Below are 23,034 nucleotides of genomic sequence, written 5' to 3'. Positions count from 1 at the left end.
GATGCTCTGGCCCGCTACGCTGATCGGAGCCGGAGCCGGCTGGGCCCTGGCCAGCATCCCCGGCGCCCTGCTCGGCGGCCTGCTGGGGCAACTGCTGGACCGCAGGTTGCGCCTGGAGTCCTGGCGCGGCCTGCTGGCGCGCTTGCGCGGGCGGGCGGTGAACGATGAGGACGACCTGCTGTTCCAGTTGCTCGGCTATCTGGCCAAGAGCGGCGGGCGGGTGGAGGAGATGCATATCCGCCAGGCGCGCGAGGAGATGGCGTTGCGCAAGCTCGATAGGCGAGCCCAGCGGCGTGCCATCGCGTCCTTCGGCAAGGGCAAGGCCGGCATCGCCCATCTGCAGGCGGAGGTCGCGCGTCTGAAGGGCGAACGTGCGGAGGCAGTATTGCTCGCCTGCTGGCGGATGGCCTGGGCTGGCGGCGTGCTCAGCCAGTCGGCGCGGCAACTGGTGTTGCAATGGGGGCGCTGGCTGGGTTGGTCGGCGGAGCGAACGGAACGCTTGTCGGCGCGGGTCATGCCGAAGCGGACGCGCGCTGTCGCCCGGGATAGCTACCGTGAGGCCCTGCTGCTGCTCGGCGTGGAGGCCGGAAGCGAGCCGGCGCTGATCAAACGCGCCTATCGCAAGCTGATCAGCCAGCACCATCCGGACAAACTGGCGGGAGCCGGCGCCAGCGTCGAGCGCGTGCGTGCGGCTACCGAGAAAACCCGTGAATTGCAGGCGGCCTACGCCCTGGTCCGAGAGCGTGAGGGGTTCCGCTGATCACTCCGCAGGTTTCTGCGCATCGGCCTGCAGGTGAAGGCTGAGCCAGCCGCGGATTCGTCGGTACAGTTGCTCCTGCTCCGCCTTGGGGTCGGCCGGTAGCGCCTGCATCGCGATTTGTACGTAGGCCGGGTGTTTCTGCCGCTTGCCGGCCTGCATGCGCAGCCTGGCCGCCTCGCGGTCGGCGCGGGCGTCGCGGTAATAGAAGTCGCCGGTCGCCAGTTTCAGCTTCGGCACCATATCTTCCAGCGCCGGGCGAAAATCGCGCGGTATCTCCGCGGCAACCAGCAGCAGGTTGTGGATTTCCGCAGGCTCCTTCTCCGCCAGGTAGCGTGCCGCCCAATAGGCGCCCGTGCCATGACCGAGCAGGACGACGCTTTTCGGTTCGTGCTGCAGGGCCAGGTCGATGCTCGCCTGCAGGCGCGCCATGACCCGTTCGGCGTGCGCCTTGCGCTGCTCGACCGGATCGATGGCTGGGGGAGGGGCCTGGTCCTCGCTCTGCGCCGGTTCGCCGCTGCCGGCTTCGGCGGTGCTTTCCGGCGCCGGCGCGTTGCCGCTTTCGCCTTTCACGTCAGGCTTGCTTGCGCTGTCCGCGGCGCTGGCGTCCTTGTCGGCGCTGGCGCTGGCGGCGGATTCCGCAGGGCGGGTAACCGGCGCGGTGCTCTGCGGGTCGGGCAGGGCCAGGCTCAGGGTCTGCCAGCCGGCATCCGGCAGTTTGCGCCTTAGCGGGCCGATGGCTTGCGGCCAGTCCGGACTTTCGCCATCACCGGGAACCAGGATCACCACACCTTCGGCCTCGGCGGTGTTGGCTGGCAACCAGAGGGTGAGGAAGCTTTCGTCGCCGGCCTTGAGGATCTGCTGGCCGTCCTCCGGCAACTGGCGCTCCAGCCCCTTGGCCTCGTCCTGGCTGCGCTCGCTGACCGCCGGGCGTTCCACGGGGGCCTGCGGCTGGTCCTTGGCGGCCTCCTCTTCGGCATGAACGAAAGCCGGCGGCAGGAAAGCGGCGGCCAATAGCAGCGGCAGCAGGGCGGAGGGCTTCGGCAGTAGAGAGAAGGCCGGCATTGGAAATTCCCGATAGACAATCCAGAAGGCAGCCTAAACCCAGAGCACTTCTTTGTCAGGCCGAGCCTTCGCATGGTTCGCCGGTCGCGCTCGCGGTAAGGTATGCCCGCTTTTCCTTCCGTTGCGGTGTATTCCGTGGAGTGTCGCCGGCATGTTGCGTCGTTGCTGTCTGCTCTTCTTCTGTCTGCTGTTGAGCCTGCCCGTGCGAGCGGAGGAGTCGGTCGCCTTGCCGCTGGCGGCGGAGTTACGGACCTGGCTGGCGGAGCATCGGGAATTGCGCGTCGGGGTGGTCACCGAAGCGCCCTATGCCCAGTACGACCGCCGCCTGCAACAGTATTCCGGGGCCAACGTGGAGCTGATGGGCTGGCTGGCCACGGCAATGCAGGTGACCTTGCGGTGGCAGGGCTATCCCGACCAGGCGGCGCTCGACGATGCCCTGCGCGCTGGGCGCGTGGATATCGCTCCCGGCCTCAGCCAGACCCCAGCCGGGCTGCGCTTGTGGCTGTTCTCCGATCCCTACCTGCGGGTTTCCCGGCTGGTGGTGGGGAAGCGCGATGGCAGCGGCAGCGTCGAATTGGAGCAACTGGAGCGCGATACCCGGGTTGCCGTGCGGGCCGGCAGTTCGGTAGCCGACTACCTCAGCAGCACCTATAGCGGCCTGCAATGGGTGTCGGCCGATTCCGAACGCGAGGTGCTGCGCGCCGTGCTCGCCGGACAGGCACGCTACGCGGTGATCGACGAAGCGCAACTCAGCCGCCTGACCCGCGAACCGGAGTTCGCCGAGCTAGCGGTGGTTGGCGATATCGGCTACCCGCAGCTTCTACGGGTGGCGACCCGTCGCGACTGGCCGGAACTGGCGATGGTGGTCGACCAGGCGTTGCGCTCGCTGCCGCGCAAGTCCCTGGACCAGTTGCACGAGCGCTGGTTGCAACCCAAGTATCCGCGCCTCGGCGAGTCGCCGGGGTTCTGGCAGAACCTGTCGATCCTCCTCGGCCTGCTGCTGGCCGGCGCGCTGGCGGCGGTGTTCCTCCAGCGGCGCCAGCAGCATGCGCTGGAAGCCCGGCTGTACGGCGCCCGCCGCGACCTGGAGCTGCGCCAGGCGGCCGAGGAGGCGCTGCGCCTGACCCAGTTCTCCATCGACAACAGCACCCTGGGCATCCTCTGGGTCAACTGGGACAGCCGCGTACGCTACGCCAACCGCGCCGCCGAACAGATGCTCGGCCATGCCGACGGTCAACTCGTGGACCGTCCGCTGGCCGACTTCGAGCCCGGCCTGGACATGGACCGCTGGTTGAATCTTTGGCGTCGTGCGCGCAATAGCGAGGAGGGCCCGCTCAGCTTCGAGACCCGCTGCCTGCGCGCCGACGGCAGTTGGCTGCCGGCCGACGTCTCGCTTAGCTTCCTGCGCTTCGGCACGTCCGAGTATCTGGTGGTGTTCCTCAGCGACGTCACCGAGCGCCGCCGTGCCCGCGAGGCATTGCAGGAAAGCGAGGCGCGGATGAAGGGCATCGCCTCCAACGTGCCGGGCATGGTCTTCCGCCTGGAGCGCCCGCGGGCCGGCGCGTTTTCCGACTTCGCCTATATCAGCGAGGGCAGCGAGGCGCTGGTCGGCTACAGCGCTCGCGAACTGATCGAAAGCGGCCGCGGCATTCGTGGCCTGGTCCATCCCGACGACCGCGAGCGCTACTGGTCGAGCCAGATGGCTGCCCTCGACGAGAATCGCGACTGGCATTGGCAGGGCCGCATCCTCACCCGCCAGGGCGAATTGCGCTGGGCCGACATCAAGGCTTCGGCGCGCTGTTTCGAGGATGGTCGTGCGGTCTGGGACGGGGTGGTCTGGGACATCACCGCGAACAAGCAGATCGAACTCGAACTCGGCGAGTCGCGCGCCCAGCTCCGCGAGCTGTCGGCGCACCTGGAGTCGGTGCGGGAGGAGGAGAAGGCGCGTATCGCCCGCGAGGTCCATGATGAGCTGGGCCAGGTGCTGACGGTGCTGAAGCTGGAAACCTCGATGTGCGAGCTGGCCTATGCCGATGCCCAGGAGGGCCTGCGCGAACGCCTGGGCAACATGAAAAAGCTGATCGCCCAGTTGTTCCAGCTGGTGCGCGACGTGGCTACCGCACTGCGCCCGCCGATCCTCGACGCCGGAATCGGCTCGGCGGTGGAGTGGCAGGCGCGGCGCTTCGAGGCGCGCACGCAAATTCCCTGCCTGGTGGAGGTGCCGGAGAACTCGCCGCAGTTGGTCGACGCCAAGGCTATCGGCCTGTTCCGCATCCTCCAGGAGGCGTTGACCAATGTCATGCGGCATGCCGAGGCGCATACTGTGCAACTGCGTCTGCTGCGCGAGGGCGACGAGCTGTGCCTGAGCGTCAGCGACGACGGTCGCGGGTTCGATGTTGCCACGGTGGGGCGTGGCAGTTCCTTCGGCCTGGTCGGCATGCGCGAGCGGGTGCTGATGATGGGCGGTACGCTGGACATCGACAGTGCCCCCGGCGAGGGCACCACGCTCAGCGTGAGGATTCCGCTGGGCGTCGCGGGCCCGTGACAAGAACAACCGCCGGCAAGGCGGAACAGCGTGAGGCAGCAAAGAGTGGTGATCCGAGTCCTGGTCGCTGAAGACCACACGATCGTCAGGGAAGGCATCAAGCAACTGATTGGCATGGCCAAGGACCTGCAGGTGGTCGGCGAGGCCACCAATGGCGAGCAGTTGCTGGAAACCCTGCGCGGAACGCCTTGCGAGGTGGTCCTGCTGGATATCTCCATGCCCGGCGTCAATGGCCTCGAGGCGATTCCGCGGATTCGCGCGCTGAACGAGCCGCCGGCGATCCTGGTGTTGTCGATGCACGACGAGGCGCAGATGGCCGCCCGCGCCCTGAAGATAGGTGCTGCCGGCTATGCCACCAAGGACAGCGATCCGGCATTGCTGCTCACCGCGATCCGCAGGGTCGCCGGCGGCGGACGCTACATCGACCCGGACCTTGCCGATCGGATGGTCTTCGAGGTCGGCCTGACCGATTCGCGTCCGCCCCATGCGCTGCTTTCCGAGCGCGAGTTCTCGGTGTTCGAGCGGCTGGTGCAGGGCGCCAACGTCAACGAGATCGCCCAGCAACTGGCGGTCAGCAACAAGACCATCAGTACCCACAAGGCACGCCTGATGCAGAAGCTCAACGCGCATTCGGTAGCCGACCTGGTGCGCTACGCGATGGAGCACCGCCTGCTCTGACAGGGGCGTTCGCCCAGGTTTTGCTCGCGGCTTGTGCGCCAGGTCCGGTTTTCGCGATCTGCTGTCTACCTGGCTTCCGCGCGGCAGGGAATGATGCTTGCCGGCCAACACGATAAGGAGAAGAAACGATGTTGCCAGCCATGAGGACGGGCCTGTTGTGCGCCCTTCTCGGAGTTACCGCGCCCGCCTGGGCGGAATACGTGACCGTGATTTCCTTCGGCGGCGCCAACAAGGAAGCCCAGGAAACCGCGTTCTACAAACCCTTCAAGAGCGCCACCGGCAATCGCGTGGTGCATGGCTCCTACAATGGCGACCTGGCCAAGCTCAAGCGCATGGTGGAGATCAGCCACGTCTCCTGGGACGTGGTGGAAGTCGAGGCGCCGGAGCTGGCGCGCGGTTGCGAGGAAGGTCTGTTCGAGAAGCTGGACATGGCGAAGGTCGGCGATCCCGCGGATTTCGTTCCCGGCGCGGTGCAGCCCTGCGGAGTCGGCATCTTCGTCTGGACCACGCTGCTTGCCTACAACCCCGGCAAGGTTGCGGGCAGCCCGCAGGGCTGGGCGGATTTCTGGGACGTGAAGAAGTTTCCCGGCAAGCGCGGCCTGCGCTGGGGCGCCAAGTACAGCCTGGAGTTCGCCCTGATGGCCGATGGCGTGGCGCCGAAGGACGTCTACCAGACGCTGGCGACGCCCGCCGGCGTCGAGCGGGCATTCCGCAAGCTCGACGAGCTGAAGCCCTATATCCATTGGTGGAAGTCCGGGCAGGACCCTGTGCGCGACCTGGCCGATGGCACGGTGGTGATGAGTTCGGCCTACAACGGGCGGATCGCCGCGGCGCAGGCCGAGAAGCAGCGCCTGGCAATGGTCTGGAGCGGCGGCGTCTACGATTTCGACTTCTGGGCGCTGCCGGTCGGGGTTTGGAAGAAGCAGTTGGCCGAGGAGTTCATCCGTTTCGCCAGCCAGCCGGAGCAGCAGAAGGCTTTCGCCGAGAACATCGCCTACGGCCCGGCCAACCGCAAGGCGGTAGGCCTGCTCGATCCGCAAGTGGCTGCCAACCTGCCGACCGCGCCGCAGAACATGCAGAACGCGGTGGGTATGAACGTGGCCTTCTGGGCGGAGCACGGCGAGGCCCTGGAGCAGCGTTTCCAGAACTGGGCCAAGCGCTGAGGAGGCCGTTGCGCGCCAGCCGGAGAGCGCTGGCGCGCAAACCTTTGCTCTTCTCGAAAGCTCCTTCCCAGAGCGGTCTGGCCCATTCCGGGGGGCATCTTTTTTGTAGGGCGATTCCTACAAAGAGCTTTCCTTTCCCCTGATAGAAAACTCTCTTGCCGGCCGATTTGCGTCCTGCGCCGGGTTCTCTAGGCTGTTCGCACAGCATCCATAAAACGAACAAAGGTGCGGTTATGGCCGAGACTCAAGGCGGCGATGTGCTGGTCAGCTTCCGTGGCGTGCAGAAAAGCTACGACGGCGAGACCCTCATCGTGAAGGATCTCAACCTGGACATTCGCAAGGGCGAATTCCTCACCCTGCTCGGCCCCTCCGGGTCCGGCAAGACCACCAGCCTGATGATGCTGGCCGGTTTCGAAACCCCCACCGCCGGCGAAATCCTCCTGGCTGGTCGCTCGATCAACAATGTCCCTCCGCACAAGCGCGACATCGGCATGGTGTTCCAGAACTATGCGCTGTTCCCGCACATGACCGTGGCCGAGAACCTGGCCTTTCCCCTCAGCGTCCGCGGCATGAGCAAGACCGACGTGAAGGAAAGGGTCAAGCGCGCGTTGTCGATGGTCCAGCTCGACGCCTTCGCCGGGCGTTATCCGGCGCAGCTTTCCGGTGGCCAGCAGCAGCGCGTGGCGCTGGCCCGCGCGCTGGTCTTCGAGCCGCAACTGGTGCTGATGGACGAGCCCCTGGGAGCGCTGGACAAGCAACTTCGCGAGCACATGCAGATGGAAATCAAGCATCTGCACCAGCGCCTCGGCGTCACCGTGGTCTACGTCACCCACGACCAGGGCGAGGCGCTGACCATGTCCGACCGGGTGGCGGTGTTCCACCAGGGCGAAATCCAGCAGATCGAGCCGCCGCGCAATCTCTACGAGCAGCCGCGCAACACCTTCGTGGCCAACTTCATCGGCGAGAACAACCGTCTATCCGGGCAGCTTCTCAGTTGCGACGGCGAGCGCTGCGTGGTCGGACTGCCGCGCGGCGAGAAGGTCGAGGCGCTGGCGGTCAACGTCGGCCAGCCGGGCGAGCCGGTGACCTTGTCGATCCGCCCCGAGCGGGTGCGCCTGAACGGTGCCAGCGAGTCTTGCGTCAACCGTTTCTCCGGCCGCGTGGCCGAATTCGTCTACCTGGGCGACCACGTGCGTGTGCGCCTGGAGGTTTGCGGCCGCGACGACTTCTTCGTCAAGCAGCCGATCGCCGAGCTGGACCCGACGCTGAGCGTCGGTGATGTGGTTCCGCTGGGCTGGCAGGTCGAGCATGTGAGGGCGCTCGACCCTCTGCCGGCGGCGTGAGCGCCGGCAGTCCCGAACCGTACCGAAGCAACCCTGCACTGTGGAGAGAACAATAATGTCGAAATCCCTGAAAGCGGCCAGCCTGAAGTTCGCCACCCTGGCGGCCGGCCTGGCCTGCGCGGCCCAGGCCATGGCGGTGGACCTGACCGTGGTGTCCTTCGGCGGGGCCAACAAGAGCGCCCAGATCAAGGCGTTCTACGAGCCCTACCAGAAAGCCACCGGCAACAGGATCGTCGCCGGCGAATACAACGGCGAGATGGCCAAGGTCAAGGCCATGGTCGATACCAACAGCGTGTCCTGGGACCTGGTGGAAGTGGAGTCGCCGGAGCTGTCGCGCGGCTGCGACGAAGGCCTGTTCGAGGAACTCGACCCGGCGCAGTTCGGTAAGACCGAGGACTTCGTGCCCGGCGCCATCCAACCGTGCGGCGTGGGTTTCTTCGTCTGGTCCACGGTGCTCGCCTACAACGCCGACAAGCTGAAAAGCGCGCCGACCAGTTGGGCGGACTTCTGGGACATCAAGAAATTCCCCGGCAAGCGCGGCCTGCGCAAGGGCGCCAAGTACACCCTCGAATTCGCCCTGATGGCCGATGGCGTGGCGCCGAAGGACGTCTACGGCGTGCTCGCCACCAAGGAAGGCCAGGATCGTGCCTTCAAGAAGCTCGACGAGATCAAGTCGAGCATCCAGTGGTGGGAGGCGGGCGCCCAGCCGCCGCAGTACCTGGCTTCCGGCGATGTGGTGATGAGTTCTGCCTACAACGGTCGGATCGCCGCGGTGCAGAAGGAAAGCAACCTGAAGGTGGTATGGAACGGCGGCATCTACGATTTCGACGCCTGGGCCATCCCGAAGGGGGCGAAGAAACGGGAAGAGACCCTGAAGTTCATCGCCTTCTCGGTGCAGCCCCAGCAGCAGAAGACTTACTCGGAAAACATCGCCTACGGTCCGGCCAACAAGCAGGCGGTGCCGCTGCTGGACAAGGCCCTGCTGAAGGACATGCCGACCACTCCGGAAAACATCCAGAACCAGGTGGCAATGGACGTGACCTTCTGGGCCGACTACGGCGAACAACTGGAACAGCGCTTCAACGCCTGGGCGGCCAGGTAATCCTCGCCTGACCCTCCAGAGAGGGCCGGAGGGGCCGCCGCGCGGCGGCTCCTCCTACCGTTCCACACTTTCCAGGGTCGCCCCGACGGCCCGCTTTTTTTCCGGAGTTCGCTATGGCCACAGCTGTGCCCATGTCCCAGGCCGCCGGCAGCACCCTCAAGCAACGCCTGGCGCGCGCCGAGCGGATGAACCGCCTGAAGTCCCAGGCGCTGATCCTGCCCCTGCTGGCCTTCCTGGTCCTGACCTTCCTGGTGCCGATCGCCGCCCTGCTCTACAAGAGCGTGTCCAACCCGGAAGTGGTTCGCTCGTTGCCGCTGACGGTAGAAGCCATCTCCGCCTGGGACGGCAAGTCGCTGCCGGCCGACTCCGTCTACAAGGCGCTCAGCCAGGATCTCGCCGAGGCTCGTCGCAACCAGACCATCGGCGATCTCTCCAAGCGCCTGAACATGGAACTGGCCGGTTATCGCAGCCTGATGGCGAAGACCGCGCGCAAGCTGCCGTTCAAGGAGGAGCCCGCTTCCTACAAGGACGCCATGGAGCAGCTCGACGAGCGCTGGGGCGACCCCGCCTACTGGCAGGTGATCCGCCGCAACGCCAGCAGCTATACGCCCTATTACCTGCTCGCAGCCCTCGACCACCGGATCGACGATCTCGGCGAAGTGGCGCGCGCCACCCCGGACCAGGCCATCTACCTGGACATCTTCGCCCGCACCTTCTGGATGGGTGCGGTGATCACCGTCATCTGCCTGCTGCTGGCCTACCCGCTGGCCTACCTGCTGGCCAACCTGCCGACGCGCAAGAGCAACCTGCTGATGATCCTGGTCCTGCTGCCGTTCTGGACCTCGATCCTGGTACGTGTCGCCGCCTGGATCGTCCTGCTGCAATCGGGTGGCCTGATCAACGGCGCGCTGCTCAAGCTTGGCCTGATCGACCAGCCGCTGCAACTGGTGTTCAACCGCACCGGCGTATACATCGCGATGGTGCACATCATGCTGCCGTTCATGATCCTGCCGATCTACAGCGTGATGAAAGGCATTTCGCCGAGCTACATGCGCGCCGCGATTTCCCTCGGCTGCCACCCGTTCGCCAGCTTCTGGCGGGTGTATTTCCCACAGACCGTCGCGGGCGTCGGCGCCGGTTGCCTGCTGGTGTTCATCCTGTCCATCGGCTACTACATCACCCCGGCGCTGCTGGGCAGCCCGAACGACCAGATGGTCAGCTACTTCGTCGCCTTCTATACCAACAGCACCATCAACTGGGGCATGGCCACCGCCCTCGGCGGCCTGCTGCTGCTCGCTACCCTGGTGCTCTACGTCGTCTACAGCTGGCTGGTGGGCGCCAGCCGCCTGCGCCTGGGATAGAGGGCCTTCCGAGAAGGCCAACCGATTCCCCTCTGCCTTCGGAAAAAAGGTTGCCCGGAGGGCGGGGAGAGGGGGATCCGCACGAAACACATTGGAGAGCGAGTCATGCTGAGTCCCTACATGTCCCCGGTCGAGCGCCTGTGGTTCTACTCCCTGCGCATCCTCTGCGGCCTGGTACTGCTGTTCCTGGTACTGCCGGTGCTGGTCATCGTGCCGCTGTCGTTCAACTCCGGCACCTTCCTGGTCTACCCGCTGCAAGGGTTCTCCCTGCGCTGGTACGCCGACTTCTTCCAGTCCGCCGAGTGGATGCGCTCGTTGACCAACAGCATGATCGTCGCTCCGGCGGCGACCCTGCTGGCGATGGTCTTCGGCACTCTGGCAGCGATCGGCCTGACCCGCGGCGAGTTCCGCGGCAAGGCACTGGTGATGAGCCTGATGATTTCGCCGATGGTGGTGCCGGTGGTGATCATCGGCGTGGCCAGCTACCTGTTCTTCGCTCCACTGGGGCTCGGCAACAGCTACCTGTCGCTGATCGTGGTGCATGCGGTGCTCGGCGTGCCGTTCGTGATCATCACCGTCTCCGCGACCCTGCAGGGGTTCAACTACAATCTGGTGCGCGCCGCCGCCAGCCTCGGCGCGCCGCCGCTGACCACCTTCTTCCGGGTGACCCTGCCGCTGATCGCTCCGGGAGTGATTTCCGGCGCGCTGTTCGCCTTCGCCACCTCGTTCGACGAAGTGGTAGTGACCCTCTTCCTCGCCGGTCCCGAGCAGGCCACCCTGCCGCGGCAGATGTTCAGCGGCATTCGCGAGAACCTGAGCCCCACCATTGCCGCCGCGGCGACCTTGCTGATCGGTTTCTCCGTACTGCTGTTGCTGACCCTGGAATGGCTGCGCGGGCGCAGCGAGAAGATGCGTACCGCACAACCCGGCGGCTGAGGCGCAGGGCGCGCCCGGCTTGGTCCGGGCGTCGGCTGCTGCGGCGAAAAGTCGTCATTTTCACCGCCAAAAACCGATAACGGCTACAATGCGCGCCTTCCGTGATCCCCTTTGAGGTGCGCCATGCAACCCTTCGCCATCGCTCCGTCGATCCTTTCCGCCGATTTCGCCCGCCTGGGCGAGGACGTGGACAAGGTGCTCGCCGCCGGTGCCGACATCGTTCACTTCGACGTGATGGACAACCACTACGTGCCGAACCTGACCATCGGCCCGATGGTCTGCTCGGCGCTGCGCAAGTACGGCGTGAGCGCGCCGATCGACGTGCACCTGATGGTGTCCCCGGTGGATCGCATCATCGGCGACTTCATCGAAGCTGGCGCCACCTACATCACCTTCCATCCGGAAGCTTCCCAGCACATCGACCGTTCCCTGCAACTGATCCGCGACGGCGGTTGCAAGGCGGGCCTGGTGTTCAACCCGGCCACTCCGCTGGAGGTGCTGAAGTACGTGATGGACAAGGTCGACATGGTCCTGCTGATGAGCGTCAACCCCGGCTTCGGCGGGCAGAAATTCATCCCCGGTACCCTCGACAAGTTGCGCGAGGCACGCGCCCTGATCGATGCCTCCGGTCGCGAGATCCGCCTGGAGATCGATGGCGGCGTCAACGTCAAGAACATCCGTGAGATCGCCGCGGCGGGCGCCGATACCTTCGTCGCCGGCTCGGCCATCTTCAACGCCCCGGACTACGCCGAGGTCATCCGCGCCATGCATGCCGAACTGGCCCAGGCGCACCAGTAATGAGCGCTGCGGAGCCGTTCTTCGCCACGCGCCTGCCGCGTCTGGTGATGTTCGACCTGGATGGCACGCTGGTCGATTCCGTTCCCGACCTCACCGCCGCGGTCGACAGCATGCTCGCCAGCCTCGGGCGGCCGCCGGCGGGCATCGAGAAGGTCCGCCAGTGGATCGGTAACGGCGCACGCGTCCTGGTGCGTCGCGCCCTGGCCGGAAGCATCGAGCACGACGGCATCGGTGAGGAGGAAACCGAAGCCGCGCTGGCGTTGTTCATGGAGGCCTATGCCGACAGTCATGCGCTCACCGAGGTCTACCCCGGCGTCGTCGACACCCTCAAGTGGCTCAAGCGCAACGGCGTGGAAATGGCGCTGATCACCAACAAGCCGGAGCGCTTCGTCGCTCCGCTGCTGGATGAGATGAAGCTGGGTCGCTATTTTCGCTGGATCATCGGCGGTGACACCCTGCCGCAGCAGAAGCCCGACCCGGCGGCGCTGCTGTTCGTGATGAAGATGGCCGGCATCGAGCCCGAAGATGCGTTGTTCGTCGGTGACTCGCGCAACGACGTGCTCGCCGCCAAAGCTGCCGGCGTGCGCTGCGCGGCGCTGACCTATGGCTACAACCACGGCCGGCCGATCGCCGAGGAAGCGCCCACCCTGGTCATCGACAACCTGCGCGACCTGCTGCCTTGCGCCGACCAGGCCGCTGAGATAGTGTTGCCGGACGACTCCCTTTCCCCCTCCGACCAGCGAGATCAAGCCGTGGCGGTCAGCAAACTCTGGATGAAGGTCATCAAGGCCCTGGCGCGTTGGCGCTGGCGCGCCTGACATCATCCTCCGCCGGATAGCCGGCGCGCGTTTGCACTCTGTTGACCGTTCTCTCCTCCGATGAGGCTGATCATGAATCGCGAAGAATTCCTGCGGCTGGCCGCCGATGGCTACAACCGCATCCCGCTGTCCTTCGAGACCCTTGCCGACTTCGACACGCCGCTGTCGATCTACCTGAAGCTGGCCGACGCGCCGAACTCCTACCTGCTGGAGTCGGTGCAGGGCGGCGAGAAATGGGGGCGCTATTCGATCATCGGCCTGCCGTGCCGCACGGTGCTGCGGGTCTACGACCATCAAGTACGGATCAGCATCGATGGCATGGAAACCGAGCGCTTCGATTGCGCCGACCCGCTGGCTTTCGTCGAGGAGTTCAAGGCGCGCTACCAGGTGCCCACCGTGCCCGGCTTGCCACGTTTCGATGGAGGCCTGGTCGGCTACTTCGGTTACGACTGCGTGCGCTACGTGGAAAAACGCCTGGCCACCTGTCCGAACCCGGACCCGCTGGGCAACCCGGATATCCTGTTGATGGTGTCCGATGCCGTAGTGGTATTCGACAACCTGGCCGGGAAGATCCACGCCATCGTCCTCGCCGATCCCTCCGAGGAAAATGCCTACGAGCGCGGCCAGGCACGTCTGGAGGAGCTGCTGGAGCGTCTACGCCAGCCGATCACCCCGCGTCGCGGCCTCGACCTCGAGGCGGCCCAGGGTCGTGAGCCGGCGTTTCGTGCCAGCTTCACCCGCGAGGACTATGAAAACGCGGTAGGAAGGATCAAGGACTACATCCTGGCCGGCGACTGCATGCAGGTGGTGCCGTCGCAGCGCATGTCCATCGAATTCAAGGCGGCGCCCATCGACCTGTACCGCGCGCTGCGCTGTTTCAATCCGACGCCCTACATGTACTTCTTCAACTTCGGCGACTTCCATGTCGTGGGCAGCTCGCCGGAGGTGCTGGTACGGGTCGAGGATGGCCTGGTGACGGTGCGCCCGATCGCCGGTACCCGTCCGCGCGGGATCAACGAAGAGGCCGACCTGGCACTGGAGCAGGATCTGCTGTCGGACGCCAAGGAGATCGCCGAGCACCTGATGCTGATCGACCTGGGGCGCAACGACGTGGGGCGGGTGTCCGATATCGGCGCGGTGAAGGTCACCGAAAAAATGGTGATCGAACGTTACTCCAACGTCATGCACATCGTGTCCAACGTCACCGGGCAATTGCGCGAGGGGCTCAGCGCGATGGACGCGCTGCGGGCGATTCTGCCGGCGGGCACTCTATCCGGCGCGCCGAAGATCCGCGCCATGGAGATCATCGACGAGCTGGAGCCGGTCAAGCGTGGAGTCTACGGCGGCGCGGTCGGCTACCTGGCATGGAACGGCAACATGGACACCGCCATTGCCATCCGCACCGCGGTGATCAAGAACGGTGAACTCCACGTGCAGGCCGGCGGCGGTATCGTTGCCGACTCGGTGCCCGCGCTGGAGTGGGAAGAAACCATCAACAAGCGCCGGGCGATGTTCCGCGCCGTGGCGCTGGCCGAGCAGAGCGTCGAATAAGACGGCGCGAGGCGGAAGAAAAGAAGGCGGATGGCGTTTGCGTCATCCGCCTTTTTATGCCCGGCTGGACCCACGCATTGGCTTCGCCCTACGCGGCACCGCTTTCGTAGGGCGAATATCGCGGCGCGATATCCGCCAGGGGGCAGGACGCCGAACCCGCCTCAAGGTGAAGTGATCGATATGTCCGGTTGGCGGATGACGCCTTCGGCATTACTTGCCCACGCAGAAGGCGCTTTCGTAGGGGGGACATCACCACGCGATATCCGCCAGGCGGAGCATGGTGTCGCTCCCTACGATGCTGGCAACGGCGGGCCGCTCAGGATGCGATGCTGTCAGCGCCCGGCTGTGCTCGACGGGCGCTTCCGGCTTGGTTCGCGCGCTGGTCGACGTAGGCGGCGAGGTGATCGAGGGCCACGAACTGCATGGCCTTGTGGCTATCGTCGAGGGTCGTCACCGGCAGGGCGATCCGCCCGCATGCCAGGGCCTTGCTGAAGTTTTCCTTGTTCAGGTTGCGAAACCAGCGTTCGCGAACCTGCTCCAGCGGCACCAGGACGTCGCCGAAGATGCGGTAGACCAATTCCACGGTTTCCTGGCGTGGAATCGGAGTGCTAGGGGCGATGGATGGCTGCATGGTATTCCCTCCTGCGGCTACACGTCGTTGAGGGAAATATAGCTCAGGTTGTTTTTTTGTTCAATAGCTGAAGTTGTAGAGCGGGCGAGCGCCAGGCGCTCACCGCACCAGGGACGGGCCGCGCCGGTGGCGTACGGTGGACCACCAGAAGACCCAACCGATCATGCTGATCTGGCGGCTGCGCATGTCCTCCGGCGAGTACTCCTCGTCCGGATATTCCTCGCAGTTGAAGCTGCGCAGGCGAATGCCGCCGCCGGGCAGGCGATAGACGAACTTCACCCGCAGCATGCCGTCATGTTCGAGGGCGTAGATCTCGCCATCGGTGATATGGGTGGTGGCGGTGTCCACGCCGATGGTGGAGCCATCCATGATCAGCGGTTCCATGCTGTTGCCGGTGAGTTGGGCGCAGATCGCCGCCGACGGATCGACGCCCGAGGCACGCAGCGTGGCGTAGGAAAAACGCAGCTTGCGCCCCTCTATCTCGCGTACCGCAGTGCGTCCGGCGCCGGCGGACATCTCCACTTCCTTGTACAGCGGCAGTTCCACTTCGTCTTCGTCCAGCGGTGTGTCGCTGTCCCACGGATGCAGCGGTTCCAGCACCAATGGGCTGCCATCGGCCACGGACACGGCACTGCGCGCGGCTGGAGCGCCTTCGCCGGTCTGCAGCCAGACCGGCGAGACGCCCAGGGCCGCCGCGATCTCGATCAGCTTGCGGGTGCTCTGGGCCTTGCCCGAGGTCAGCTTGTGAATGGTGTTCTGCGAAACCCCTGCCGCTTCGGCGAGGGTTTCCTGCTTCAGGTTGCGCATCGCCATGGCCTGCTTGAGGCGAGCGGCGAAGCTGTCGGGCGGGATCTGGGTGCTCTTGTCCATGCTCGGCAATCTACAGACCGATGGATTTTCTGTAAAGAGCCTAGGTGTTGACGATAAATAGCTTTGGTTGTAATTTCTCTTCCGTCAGAAAGCGGAAGGGGTGAGTTCCACAACTTCCTACCCGCCTTTCAGAGATTTCACATGGGTGCAGGGACGCACCCGGTTGTCGGCGACCGACGATGCAAGTGCCGACTGCTTGGGTGCCGGGGCCATGGGAAAGCGCTCCGGCACCTGAAGGGCCGGAGCGCCGTCCATGCAGACGCTCCGGCCCGCTCATTAATTCTGTCGCCGACCTGCTTCAGGTACGGCGGCGTCGTACAGGGAGTCATTGCCATGTCGCGAGATACGCACTCGCCATTTCCGCGCAGAGGAACGCAGGTCGCCGAACCGGCGCCGCGCATCTGTCATGTTCCATCCATTCGGCCGTCGGGCGTCGGGCACGCCAGGGAGGCTTTCCATGGCTGACCTTGCCGATCACGCCAACGAACTGGTCCTGGCTCGCCTCGACGGCCTCCTGGCGGCGCGCCCGGCGCTGGCCATCCGCGAGTCCGCGGAAGACTGCGAGGACTGCGGCGAGCCCATTCCCCAGGCGCGCCGCCGGGCGGCACCGGGTTGCAGTCGCTGCATCGACTGCCAGGACCGCCACGAGCGCCGTTGAACCGACCTCATGCCGAGCCCTCGCGGGCAGTGAAAGGAGACACGACCGTGATCAAAGCCATCGATGAAATGCTCAAGCTCTGGGCCGAGGAAATGCACGCGCCAGGCAGCAACGGAGGCGGCTACGCCGGCGGCAACCTGATCGCCATGCTGATCGCCAGCAAGGGCGAGGTGGTCCGCGGCCACCGTGGCAGCCGGGTGATCCTCGACCGTGTGGCGGAGGTCGATCGCCTGGTGAATCGCCTACCCGAGGAACTGAAGAACGTGGTGGTGGAGCACTATCTCAATCGCGACAGCTTCCCCGAGCAGAAGTACCGCCACTGCGGTTGCAGCCGCAACACCTTCTATCTGCGCCTGCATGTGGCGCACCAGGGTATCCAGGACGGCCTGCTGCGGCGGGTGGCCTGAGTTCCTGGACTGGATACCGTGTCCCCCCTGGAATTTTCCAACCGGCCTTCGAGCCGGTTTTTTTATGCCTGTCGCCCATGGAGGCGGCGAGCCCCATGCACAGCAGCGGACCCTGCACGGTAGAGGCGGGGTCGGGCTGGCGGAGCCATCCTTTTCGTCAGTCGATGCCGGGCTTTTCCATATCGGAAGTGGGTACGCGCTTGCCCGGATGCCTGGCGAAGGTTCCCAGGGCGGTATATCACCCTCATATCGTGGTGCGTCTCCCTCCTATTGCAGTGGATTGTCGAGAAGGCATTGCCGGGCTGGGAATCGGGCGGTAAAAAGTAGTCATTCTTGTAAAGGTGCGTCCCCAGGGAGGCACTCGTGAAGCACCGGAACCCGGCCCTGGCGCCGGGTTTTTTATTGCCCGGGAAAACGTTCGTGCGGACGTGCCCGGCGCTGCCTGCCAAGGAGGGACCCATGGGCAACGAACCGCAGACACTGACGGAAATGCCGCTCTGGGTACTGATCCTGCTCGCCGCGCTGGGCGGCGTCAGCGGCGAGATGTGGCGTGCCGACAAGGCCGGTCTCGGCGGCTGGGCCTTGTTGCGGCGCCTGGCGCTGCGCTCCGGCGCGTCGATCGTCTGCGGCGTGGCGGTGATGCTGCTGGCGTTGGCTTGCGGCGCCGCGCTGCTGTTCGCCGCGGCGCTGGGCAGCCTGACCGCCGCGGCCGGCGCGGAGATCGCAGTCGGTCTCTACGAACGCTGGGCCGCCCGGCGCCTGGGGGTTTGCGAGCTGCCCGAGGAACAGTCGGACGACCGTGGCCCGCATTGAAACTGATCGAAGGAGTCAACCATGCCTGAACAGGCTGTTACGCTCGAGGCTCTGTACGCGGCCATCGAGCAGGTACTGCGTGAGCGTCTGCCGGAGGCGCAGTTGATCGGCTTCTGGCCAGGCGTGCCGGAAAATACCCCGGCGGTTTCCCTGGAGATAGCCGAGCTACTGCCCGAGCGCGATCCCGGTACCGGCGAGAGTGCCCTGCTGTGCCGCCTGCAGGCGCGGATAATGGTGCCGCCTGGTGCCGATCGCCAGGCGGTATCCATTGCTTGCGGAATCGTTCGGACATTGCGCGAGCAGACCTGGAACCTGTCTCTGCAGCCGGCGCGCTTCGTACGCTCGGCCGTCGACGGCAGTCGCGAGGAGCTGAAGAGCCTGCGTGTCTGGCTGGTCGAGTGGACGCAGTCGCTGCGTCTCGGAGACCCGGAGTGGGCCTGGGAGGACCAGCCGCCGGGCAGCCTGATGCTGGGCTTCGACCCGCAGACCGGCCCCGGCCATGAGCCGGACTACTTCGCTCCGGAGGCGTTGGCATGAGCTATGTCAGTGCGGAGCATGACCGCATGCTCGCCGCGATGATCCTGCCCTGCGTGGTGGTCGCCGTGGACCTGGCAGCGGCGCGGGTACGGGTGCGCTCCGGCGACTGGACCAGCGGCTGGCTGCGCTGGCACTCCCTGGCAGCCGGCAAGGTTCGCCACTGGCGTGCGCCGAGCATAGGCGAACAGGGGATACTGCTCAGCCCGTCGGGCGGAGTGTCAATGGGCACCTTTATTCCCGGTCTGTACGGCGATGCGGGCACGGCGCCGGACAACAGCGCCAGCAGTGAGACCTGGCGTTTCGACGACGGCGCCTCGTTGAGTTACGACTGGGCTGCGCATCGCTACCGCGTCGAGCTGCCCAGCGGCACCGTGGAAGTGAGGGTCGGCGCCAGCGAGGTGCGGGTCAGCGACGGGGCGGTCAGTCTCAAGGCGCCGAAGATCAGCCTGGAAGGACCGGTGGAGATCGCCGGGACACTGACGGTCAGCGGAGACATCCTCGGCGGCGGCTCGATCATCGACACCGTCGGCAACAGCAACCACCACACCCATTGAACATACGACGGGGCGGCCGAAGGGCGGTCCGTCGAACATTCAACCGGCCCGCGCGAGCGGGCCTTTTCGTTTGCGGAGTTCGCCATGGGCAACACTCACAGCCATTCGGAGCCAGGCGCGGCCTGTCTCTGCCGGAGCGGGAGGGCAGGGCGATGATCGGGATGGATCGCCGTAGCGGGCTGCCCCTGTCCGGCCTGGCTCATCTTAAACAGTCCGTCGAGGACATCCTGACCACCCCGTTGGGCAGCAGGCGCATGCGCCCCGAGTACGGCAGCAAGCTGCGGCGGATGGTCGACATGCCGGTGAGCGAAGGCTGGAAAAGCGCCGTGCAGGCTGAGGTAGCCCGTTCCCTGGGGCGCTGGGAACCGCGCATCGCATTGTCTGCCGTGCGAGTCGTCGCGGTCGTCGATGGCCGCGTGGATCTGCTCCTGAGCGGCGTGTTCGAGGGCGAGAACATCAATATGGAGGTCTCGGCGTGATCATCGATCTTTCCCAGTTGCCGGAGCCAGAGGTTATCGAAAACCTCGATTTCGAGACGATTTACCAAGAGCTGTTGGGCGACTTCCGCGAAGCCATGGCTGGCGAATGGACAGCGGAGGTGGAGTCCGATCCGGTTCTCAAGCTTCTGCAACTGGCGGCCTATCGAGAACTGCTGCTGCGGGCGCGGATCAACGATGCGGCGCGGGCGGTGATGCTGGCATACGCCAGCGGTGCCGATCTCGACCAGATCGGTGCCGGCTTCAATGTGCAGCGTTTGCTGATCAGGCCCGCTCAGCCCGAGGCGGTACCGCCGGTGGAGGCGCAATACGAGAGCGACAAGTCGCTGCGCAATCGCATCCAGCTCGCGTTCGAGCAGCTATCCGTCGCAGGACCGCGGAACGCCTATATAGCCCATGCGCTGGGCGCGGATGGAAGGGTGGCGGATGCCTCTGCGACCAGTCCGGCGCCCTGCGAAGTGCTGATCAGCGTGCTCGGGGTGGAAGGCAACGGGCAGGCACCGGAAGCGGTGTTGCAGGCAGTGCGCCTGGCGCTGAACGCGGAGGACGTGCGTCCTGTCGCGGATCGGGTAACGGTGCGCTCGGCAGGAATCGTTCCCTATCAGGTCAAGGCGCAGCTCTACCTGTTTCCCGGTCCCGAGGCCGAACTGATCCGTGCCGCCGCCGAGGCTTCGCTGCGCGACTACATTTCCGCCCAGCGCCGCCTGGGCCGCGACATCCGGCGTTCGGCCCTGTTCGCCACCCTGCATGTCGAAGGCGTGCAGCGCGTCGAACTGCAGGAGCCTGCGGCCGACGTGGTCCTGGATGAAACCCAGGCGGCCTATTGCACGGGGTACGCGATCACCTTGGGAGGCGTCGATGAGTAGCCGACTGCTGCCGCCAAACAGGAGTTCTCTGGAACGCTCTCTGGGTGATGTATTGCCTGCCGAACTGCCGGTGCCGCTTCGTGAGCTTCACGATCCGGCACGCTGTGAGGCGGCCTTGTTGCCCTACCTGGCCTGGACGCGCTCGGTGGACCGCTGGGACCCGGACTGGAGCGACGAGGCCAAGCGCAATGCGGTAGCGACGTCCTTCGTCCTGCACCAGCGCAAAGGCACGCTGACCGCGTTGCGCCAAGTGGTCGAGCCGATCGGTGCGCTGAGCGAGGTCACCGAATGGTGGCAGCGAAGCCCGACCGGCGTGCCGGGGACCTTCGAGATCACCGTGGACGTCAGTGACCGTGGCATCGACGAAGGCACCGCACTGGAGCTGGAGCGCTTGCTCGATGACGTCCGCCCGGTGAGTCGACACCTGACCCGCCTGGACCTGCGCATCACCCCGGTAATCCGGTCCCGTCACGGACTGGCCGTGACCGACGGCGACACCCTGGAAATCTTCCCCTGGAAACAGTGACATGACGACCAATACTCCGAAATACGGTGGCCTGCTCACCGACATAGGTGCCGCTGCGCTGGCTGCGGCCAGCGCAGCAGGCAAGAAATGGCAGCCGACTCATATGCTGATCGGCGATGCTGGCGGTGCGCCGGGCGACACGCCGGATCCATTGCCTTCGGCGGCGCAGAAGAGCCTGATCAACCAACGCCATCGGGCCCAGTTGAATCGGCTGTTCGTTTCCGACAAGAACGCCAATACCTTGGTTGCCGAGGTGGTGCTGCCAGTTGAGGTAGGTGGCTTCTGGATCCGCGAGATCGGCCTGCAGGATGTCGACGGCAAGTTCGTCGCGGTATCCAACTGCCCGCCCAGCTACAAGGCAGCAATGGAAAGTGGCAGTGCGCGGACCCAGACCATTCGGGTGAACATCGCACTCTCCGGGCTGGAGAATGTCCAGCTGCTGATCGACAACGGCATCATCTACGCCACTCAGGACTGGGTGAAGGAAAAGGTCGCTGCCGATTTCAAGGGCCGCAGGATCCTGGCTGGCAATGGCCTGGTCGGTGGGGGCGATCTTTCTGCCGACCGCAGCATTGGCCTGGCGCCGTCCGGCGTGACGGCGGGCAGCTATCGCTCGGTCACGGTGAACGCCAACGGGGTGGTCACCCAGGGCAGCAATCCGACCACCCTGGCCGGCTATGCGATCGGAGATGCCTATACCAAGGCCGATACCGACGGAAAAATGGCGCAGAAAGCGAACAAGGCCACCACCCTGGCCGGCTATGGCATCACCGATGCGCTGCGAGTCGATGGCAACGCCGTGTCATCCAGCAGGCTGGCCGCACCGCGCAGCCTGGCAGCCAGTGGCGATGCCTCCTGGTCGGTGACCTTCGACGGCAGTGCCAATGTTTCTGCGCCGCTGAGTCTTTCCGCTACCGGTGTGGCGGCGGGCAGCTATCCGAAGGTGACCGTGGATACGAAGGGAAGGGTGACTGCTGGAATGGCGCTGGCGGCGACGGACATTCCCGGGCTGGATGCGTCGAAGCTGGTCAGCGGGGTGCTGGCCGAGCAGCGTTTGCCGGTATTCGCGCGCGGGTTGGCTACTGCTGTCTCGAACAGTAGCGATCCGAACACCGCGACCGTGCCGTTGATGCTGACCAATCATGCGAACGGACCTGTTGCCGGACGATACTTCTACATCCAGTCGATGTTCTATCCGGATCAGAACGGCAATGCTTCGCAGATTGCAACGAGCTACAACGCTACATCCGAGATGTATGTACGGGTGTCCTACGCGGCCAACCCTAGCATCCGGGAGTGGTTGCCCTGGCAGCGCTGCGACATTGGAGGTTCCTTCACCAAAGAGGCCGATGGTGAACTGCCTGGAGGCGTCAACCTGGATTCGATGGTGACCTCAGGGTGGTGGAGCCAGAGTTTTACTGCCCAAGCTGCCAGTGGAGCCAACTACCCTATAGTTCGGGCCGGCCTGCTTCATGTGTACGCCGCGAGTAGCAATTTCATCTATCAGACGTATCAAGCCTACGATGGTGAGAGTTTCTATTTCCGGTGCCGGCATTCAAATACCTGGTTTCCCTGGCGTCGCATGTGGCATGGCGGAGACTTCAACCCCAGTGACTATCTGTTGAAGTCGGGGTTCTATTGGAATGCGTTACCGGGAAAACCTGCCACTTTTCCACCATCCGCACATAACCATGACGTCGGACAGCTTACTTCGGGCATTCTCCCCCTGGCACGTGGCGGCGTCGGTTCGAATACGGCAGCGGGAGCACGTAGCACTATCGGAGCAGGGGTTCCTGCGACTGCTTCCCTTGGGGCGAGCGGATGGTGGCGGGACAATGACACTGGCCTCATTAGGCAATGGGGGCAGGTCACTTGCCCCGCCGATGCCGATGCTTCGATTACGTTCCCGATTCCTTTCCCTACGCTATGCCTCGGCGGATATGCGAATCAGACGAGTGCTTTCCATCCGGGAACGGATGCCAGTACAGGTTTCCGTGGAGCGACTACCACTACCGCGGTGATTCGCAATGGCTACTTTGCTCAGGCGGTTCTTTCATGGGAGGCATTTGGACGATGAAGGGCGAATATTATTTCTCTCCAAGCCAGGTGGCATTCTATCCGGCCTCCTTGCGAGAGGTTTATGAATACGCAGGCTGCTGGCCAGTCGATGGCGAGTGGGTCAGCGCAGAGCTACATGAACAACTGATGAACGAACAGGCGGCAGGCCGAGCAATCAGTTCCGACGTGAATGGGAACCCAGTAGCGATCGAGCGCCCTCCGCTTTCCCGTCAGCAACGTAGCGCCCATGAGCGGAGATGGCGGGATAGTCAGCTGTTGGCGACCGACGGCCTAGTTGTTCGCCATCGAGATCAATTGGAAACCGGAAAGGAAACGACCTTACTCCCTGTCCAATACCATGAACTCATGTCGTACAGAGCCAGCTTACGGGATTGGCCGGAAGAGCCTTTATTTCCCGACAGTGGCGGACGTCCGTCCGTACCAGATTGGCTCAGACGTTATGTCACCCCCTGAACCCCGCCTTGTGCGGGGTTTTTCAT

General features: G+C 64.9%; 24 protein-coding genes. 21 read left to right on the top strand and 3 right to left on the bottom strand.

Features of this window, described 5'->3' with window-relative positions:
- The first annotated feature begins 1 nt into the window (after position 1).
- The gene (locus HMPREF1224_RS24440; RefSeq protein ID WP_003099547.1) at positions 2-760 is read left to right on the top strand and encodes a DnaJ domain-containing protein; all 759 of its coding nucleotides are present in this window, start codon (positions 2-4) and stop codon (positions 758-760) included.
- On the opposite strand, the gene HMPREF1224_RS24435 is transcribed toward HMPREF1224_RS24440, so the two are convergent.
- On the bottom strand, positions 761-1,822 hold the full coding sequence (locus HMPREF1224_RS24435; protein ID WP_010793492.1) for an alpha/beta hydrolase family protein: 1,062 nt from the start codon (positions 1,820-1,822) through the stop codon (positions 761-763).
- A gap of 151 nt (positions 1,823-1,973) precedes the next feature.
- On the opposite strand from HMPREF1224_RS24435, the gene HMPREF1224_RS24430 reads away from it, so the two are divergent.
- The 10 genes from HMPREF1224_RS24430 (at position 1,974) to trpE (ending at position 14,117) form a co-directional block, all read left to right on the top strand.
- Positions 1,974-4,367: a PAS domain-containing sensor histidine kinase gene (locus HMPREF1224_RS24430; protein ID WP_003142788.1), complete on the top strand. Its 2,394-nt coding sequence runs from the start codon at positions 1,974-1,976 to the stop codon at positions 4,365-4,367.
- Between the two features lie 45 nt (positions 4,368-4,412).
- On the top strand, positions 4,413-5,045 hold the full coding sequence (locus HMPREF1224_RS24425; RefSeq protein WP_003085103.1) for a response regulator: 633 nt from the start codon (positions 4,413-4,415) through the stop codon (positions 5,043-5,045).
- Positions 5,046-5,173: 128 nt separating this feature from the next.
- A complete protein-coding gene (locus HMPREF1224_RS24420; RefSeq protein ID WP_003085106.1) occupies positions 5,174-6,208 on the top strand; it encodes a polyamine ABC transporter substrate-binding protein in 1,035 nt (344 codons plus the stop codon).
- Between the two features lie 233 nt (positions 6,209-6,441).
- On the top strand, positions 6,442-7,551 hold the full coding sequence (locus HMPREF1224_RS24415; protein WP_003085109.1) for an ABC transporter ATP-binding protein: 1,110 nt from the start codon (positions 6,442-6,444) through the stop codon (positions 7,549-7,551).
- Positions 7,552-7,606: 55 nt separating this feature from the next.
- Positions 7,607-8,653 (top strand): ABC transporter substrate-binding protein, encoded by a 1,047-nt coding sequence (locus tag HMPREF1224_RS24410; RefSeq protein WP_003099539.1) that lies wholly within the window; start codon positions 7,607-7,609, stop codon positions 8,651-8,653.
- Between the two features lie 113 nt (positions 8,654-8,766).
- Complete coding sequence (locus HMPREF1224_RS24405) at positions 8,767-10,014, top strand: ABC transporter permease (RefSeq protein ID WP_010793491.1); 1,248 nt, start codon at positions 8,767-8,769, stop codon at positions 10,012-10,014.
- 105 nt (positions 10,015-10,119) lie between these two features.
- Entirely contained in the window at positions 10,120-10,950 is an 831-nt protein-coding gene (locus HMPREF1224_RS24400; RefSeq protein ID WP_003099535.1) for an ABC transporter permease, read from the top strand.
- A 123-nt stretch (positions 10,951-11,073) separates the two neighbouring features.
- Positions 11,074-11,748, top strand: coding sequence for a ribulose-phosphate 3-epimerase (gene rpe / locus HMPREF1224_RS24395; RefSeq protein ID WP_003085122.1), 675 nt, complete (start codon positions 11,074-11,076; stop codon positions 11,746-11,748).
- Positions 11,748-12,566, top strand: a complete 819-nt coding sequence (locus tag HMPREF1224_RS24390; protein ID WP_003099532.1) for a phosphoglycolate phosphatase — start codon at positions 11,748-11,750, stop codon at positions 12,564-12,566. The genes rpe and HMPREF1224_RS24390 overlap by 1 nt, the downstream gene beginning before the upstream one ends.
- A 72-nt stretch (positions 12,567-12,638) precedes the next feature.
- On the top strand, positions 12,639-14,117 hold the full coding sequence (gene trpE, locus HMPREF1224_RS24385) for an anthranilate synthase component I (RefSeq protein WP_003085126.1): 1,479 nt from the start codon (positions 12,639-12,641) through the stop codon (positions 14,115-14,117).
- A gap of 316 nt (positions 14,118-14,433) precedes the next feature.
- Here the strand turns inward: trpE and prtN are convergent, their stop codons facing one another.
- Both prtN and prtR read right to left on the bottom strand, forming a co-directional pair.
- Positions 14,434-14,748, bottom strand: coding sequence for a pyocin genes transcriptional regulator PrtN (prtN, locus tag HMPREF1224_RS24380; protein WP_003113203.1), 315 nt, complete (start codon positions 14,746-14,748; stop codon positions 14,434-14,436).
- A 99-nt stretch (positions 14,749-14,847) separates the two neighbouring features.
- Entirely contained in the window at positions 14,848-15,618 is a 771-nt protein-coding gene (prtR, locus tag HMPREF1224_RS24375) for a transcriptional regulator PrtR (protein ID WP_010793490.1), read from the bottom strand.
- 457 nt (positions 15,619-16,075) lie between these two features.
- Here prtR and HMPREF1224_RS24370 point away from each other — a divergent pair, with 457 nt between their 5' ends.
- The 10 genes from HMPREF1224_RS24370 to HMPREF1224_RS0112180 all read left to right on the top strand — a co-directional run bounded on the left by HMPREF1224_RS24370 (position 16,076) and on the right by HMPREF1224_RS0112180 (position 23,008).
- Positions 16,076-16,276 carry a TraR/DksA C4-type zinc finger protein gene (locus HMPREF1224_RS24370; protein WP_003085132.1) on the top strand — a complete coding sequence of 67 codons (201 nt, stop codon included), beginning with the start codon at positions 16,076-16,078 and terminating at the stop codon, positions 16,274-16,276.
- 47 nt (positions 16,277-16,323) lie between these two features.
- Complete coding sequence (locus HMPREF1224_RS24365; protein ID WP_003118907.1) at positions 16,324-16,683, top strand: PA0613 family protein; 360 nt, start codon at positions 16,324-16,326, stop codon at positions 16,681-16,683.
- A gap of 459 nt (positions 16,684-17,142) precedes the next feature.
- The gene (locus tag HMPREF1224_RS24360; protein WP_003101619.1) at positions 17,143-17,496 is read left to right on the top strand and encodes a phage holin family protein; all 354 of its coding nucleotides are present in this window, start codon (positions 17,143-17,145) and stop codon (positions 17,494-17,496) included.
- 21 nt (positions 17,497-17,517) lie between these two features.
- Positions 17,518-18,033, top strand: a complete 516-nt coding sequence (locus HMPREF1224_RS24355) for a hypothetical protein (RefSeq protein ID WP_003113200.1) — start codon at positions 17,518-17,520, stop codon at positions 18,031-18,033.
- Complete coding sequence (locus HMPREF1224_RS24350; RefSeq protein ID WP_003118909.1) at positions 18,030-18,587, top strand: phage baseplate assembly protein V; 558 nt, start codon at positions 18,030-18,032, stop codon at positions 18,585-18,587. The genes HMPREF1224_RS24355 and HMPREF1224_RS24350 overlap by 4 nt, the downstream gene beginning before the upstream one ends.
- 152 nt (positions 18,588-18,739) lie before the next feature.
- On the top strand, positions 18,740-19,066 hold the full coding sequence (locus HMPREF1224_RS24345; protein WP_003085143.1) for a GPW/gp25 family protein: 327 nt from the start codon (positions 18,740-18,742) through the stop codon (positions 19,064-19,066).
- Positions 19,063-19,950, top strand: coding sequence for a baseplate assembly protein (locus HMPREF1224_RS24340; protein ID WP_003085151.1), 888 nt, complete (start codon positions 19,063-19,065; stop codon positions 19,948-19,950). Before HMPREF1224_RS24345 ends, HMPREF1224_RS24340 begins: the two co-directional genes overlap by 4 nt.
- Positions 19,943-20,476 (top strand): phage tail protein I, encoded by a 534-nt coding sequence (locus HMPREF1224_RS24335; protein ID WP_003129210.1) that lies wholly within the window; start codon positions 19,943-19,945, stop codon positions 20,474-20,476. Before HMPREF1224_RS24340 ends, HMPREF1224_RS24335 begins: the two co-directional genes overlap by 8 nt.
- A gap of 1 nt (position 20,477) precedes the next feature.
- Complete coding sequence (locus tag HMPREF1224_RS24330) at positions 20,478-22,553, top strand: phage tail protein (RefSeq protein ID WP_010793488.1); 2,076 nt, start codon at positions 20,478-20,480, stop codon at positions 22,551-22,553.
- The gene (locus HMPREF1224_RS0112180; protein WP_003118913.1) at positions 22,550-23,008 is read left to right on the top strand and encodes a phage tail assembly chaperone; all 459 of its coding nucleotides are present in this window, start codon (positions 22,550-22,552) and stop codon (positions 23,006-23,008) included. The genes HMPREF1224_RS24330 and HMPREF1224_RS0112180 overlap by 4 nt, the downstream gene beginning before the upstream one ends.
- Positions 23,009-23,034 lie beyond the last annotated feature (26 nt).

The sequence above is a fragment of the Pseudomonas sp. P179 genome (assembly GCF_000478485.2).
GTDB lineage: Bacteria > Pseudomonadota > Gammaproteobacteria > Pseudomonadales > Pseudomonadaceae > Pseudomonas > Pseudomonas aeruginosa.
The sequence above is the reverse complement of the archived record's forward strand: the minus strand, read 5'-3'. Positions and strand labels throughout refer to the sequence as shown.

Bases quoted from the DNA above. Each gene is read 5' to 3' on its own strand.
- HMPREF1224_RS24440 (WP_003099547.1), top strand. From the start codon at position 2: ATGCTCTGGCCCGCTACGCTGATCGGAGCCGGAGCCGGCTGGGCCCTG.
- HMPREF1224_RS24435 (WP_010793492.1), bottom strand. From the start codon at position 1,822: ATGCCGGCCTTCTCTCTACTGCCGAAGCCCTCCGCCCTGCTGCCGCTG.
- HMPREF1224_RS24430 (WP_003142788.1), top strand. From the start codon at position 1,974: ATGTTGCGTCGTTGCTGTCTGCTCTTCTTCTGTCTGCTGTTGAGCCTG.
- HMPREF1224_RS24420 (WP_003085106.1), top strand. From the start codon at position 5,174: ATGTTGCCAGCCATGAGGACGGGCCTGTTGTGCGCCCTTCTCGGAGTT.
- HMPREF1224_RS24415 (WP_003085109.1), top strand. From the start codon at position 6,442: ATGGCCGAGACTCAAGGCGGCGATGTGCTGGTCAGCTTCCGTGGCGTG.
- HMPREF1224_RS24410 (WP_003099539.1), top strand. From the start codon at position 7,607: ATGTCGAAATCCCTGAAAGCGGCCAGCCTGAAGTTCGCCACCCTGGCG.
- HMPREF1224_RS24405 (WP_010793491.1), top strand. From the start codon at position 8,767: ATGGCCACAGCTGTGCCCATGTCCCAGGCCGCCGGCAGCACCCTCAAG.
- HMPREF1224_RS24400 (WP_003099535.1), top strand. From the start codon at position 10,120: ATGCTGAGTCCCTACATGTCCCCGGTCGAGCGCCTGTGGTTCTACTCC.
- rpe (WP_003085122.1), top strand. From the start codon at position 11,074: ATGCAACCCTTCGCCATCGCTCCGTCGATCCTTTCCGCCGATTTCGCC.
- HMPREF1224_RS24390 (WP_003099532.1), top strand. From the start codon at position 11,748: ATGAGCGCTGCGGAGCCGTTCTTCGCCACGCGCCTGCCGCGTCTGGTG.
- trpE (WP_003085126.1), top strand. From the start codon at position 12,639: ATGAATCGCGAAGAATTCCTGCGGCTGGCCGCCGATGGCTACAACCGC.
- prtN (WP_003113203.1), bottom strand. From the start codon at position 14,748: ATGCAGCCATCCATCGCCCCTAGCACTCCGATTCCACGCCAGGAAACC.
- prtR (WP_010793490.1), bottom strand. From the start codon at position 15,618: ATGGACAAGAGCACCCAGATCCCGCCCGACAGCTTCGCCGCTCGCCTC.
- HMPREF1224_RS24370 (WP_003085132.1), top strand. From the start codon at position 16,076: ATGGCTGACCTTGCCGATCACGCCAACGAACTGGTCCTGGCTCGCCTC.
- HMPREF1224_RS24360 (WP_003101619.1), top strand. From the start codon at position 17,143: ATGGGCAACGAACCGCAGACACTGACGGAAATGCCGCTCTGGGTACTG.
- HMPREF1224_RS24355 (WP_003113200.1), top strand. From the start codon at position 17,518: ATGCCTGAACAGGCTGTTACGCTCGAGGCTCTGTACGCGGCCATCGAG.
- HMPREF1224_RS24350 (WP_003118909.1), top strand. From the start codon at position 18,030: ATGAGCTATGTCAGTGCGGAGCATGACCGCATGCTCGCCGCGATGATC.
- HMPREF1224_RS24345 (WP_003085143.1), top strand. From the start codon at position 18,740: ATGATCGGGATGGATCGCCGTAGCGGGCTGCCCCTGTCCGGCCTGGCT.
- HMPREF1224_RS24335 (WP_003129210.1), top strand. From the start codon at position 19,943: ATGAGTAGCCGACTGCTGCCGCCAAACAGGAGTTCTCTGGAACGCTCT.
- HMPREF1224_RS24330 (WP_010793488.1), top strand. From the start codon at position 20,478: ATGACGACCAATACTCCGAAATACGGTGGCCTGCTCACCGACATAGGT.
- HMPREF1224_RS0112180 (WP_003118913.1), top strand. From the start codon at position 22,550: ATGAAGGGCGAATATTATTTCTCTCCAAGCCAGGTGGCATTCTATCCG.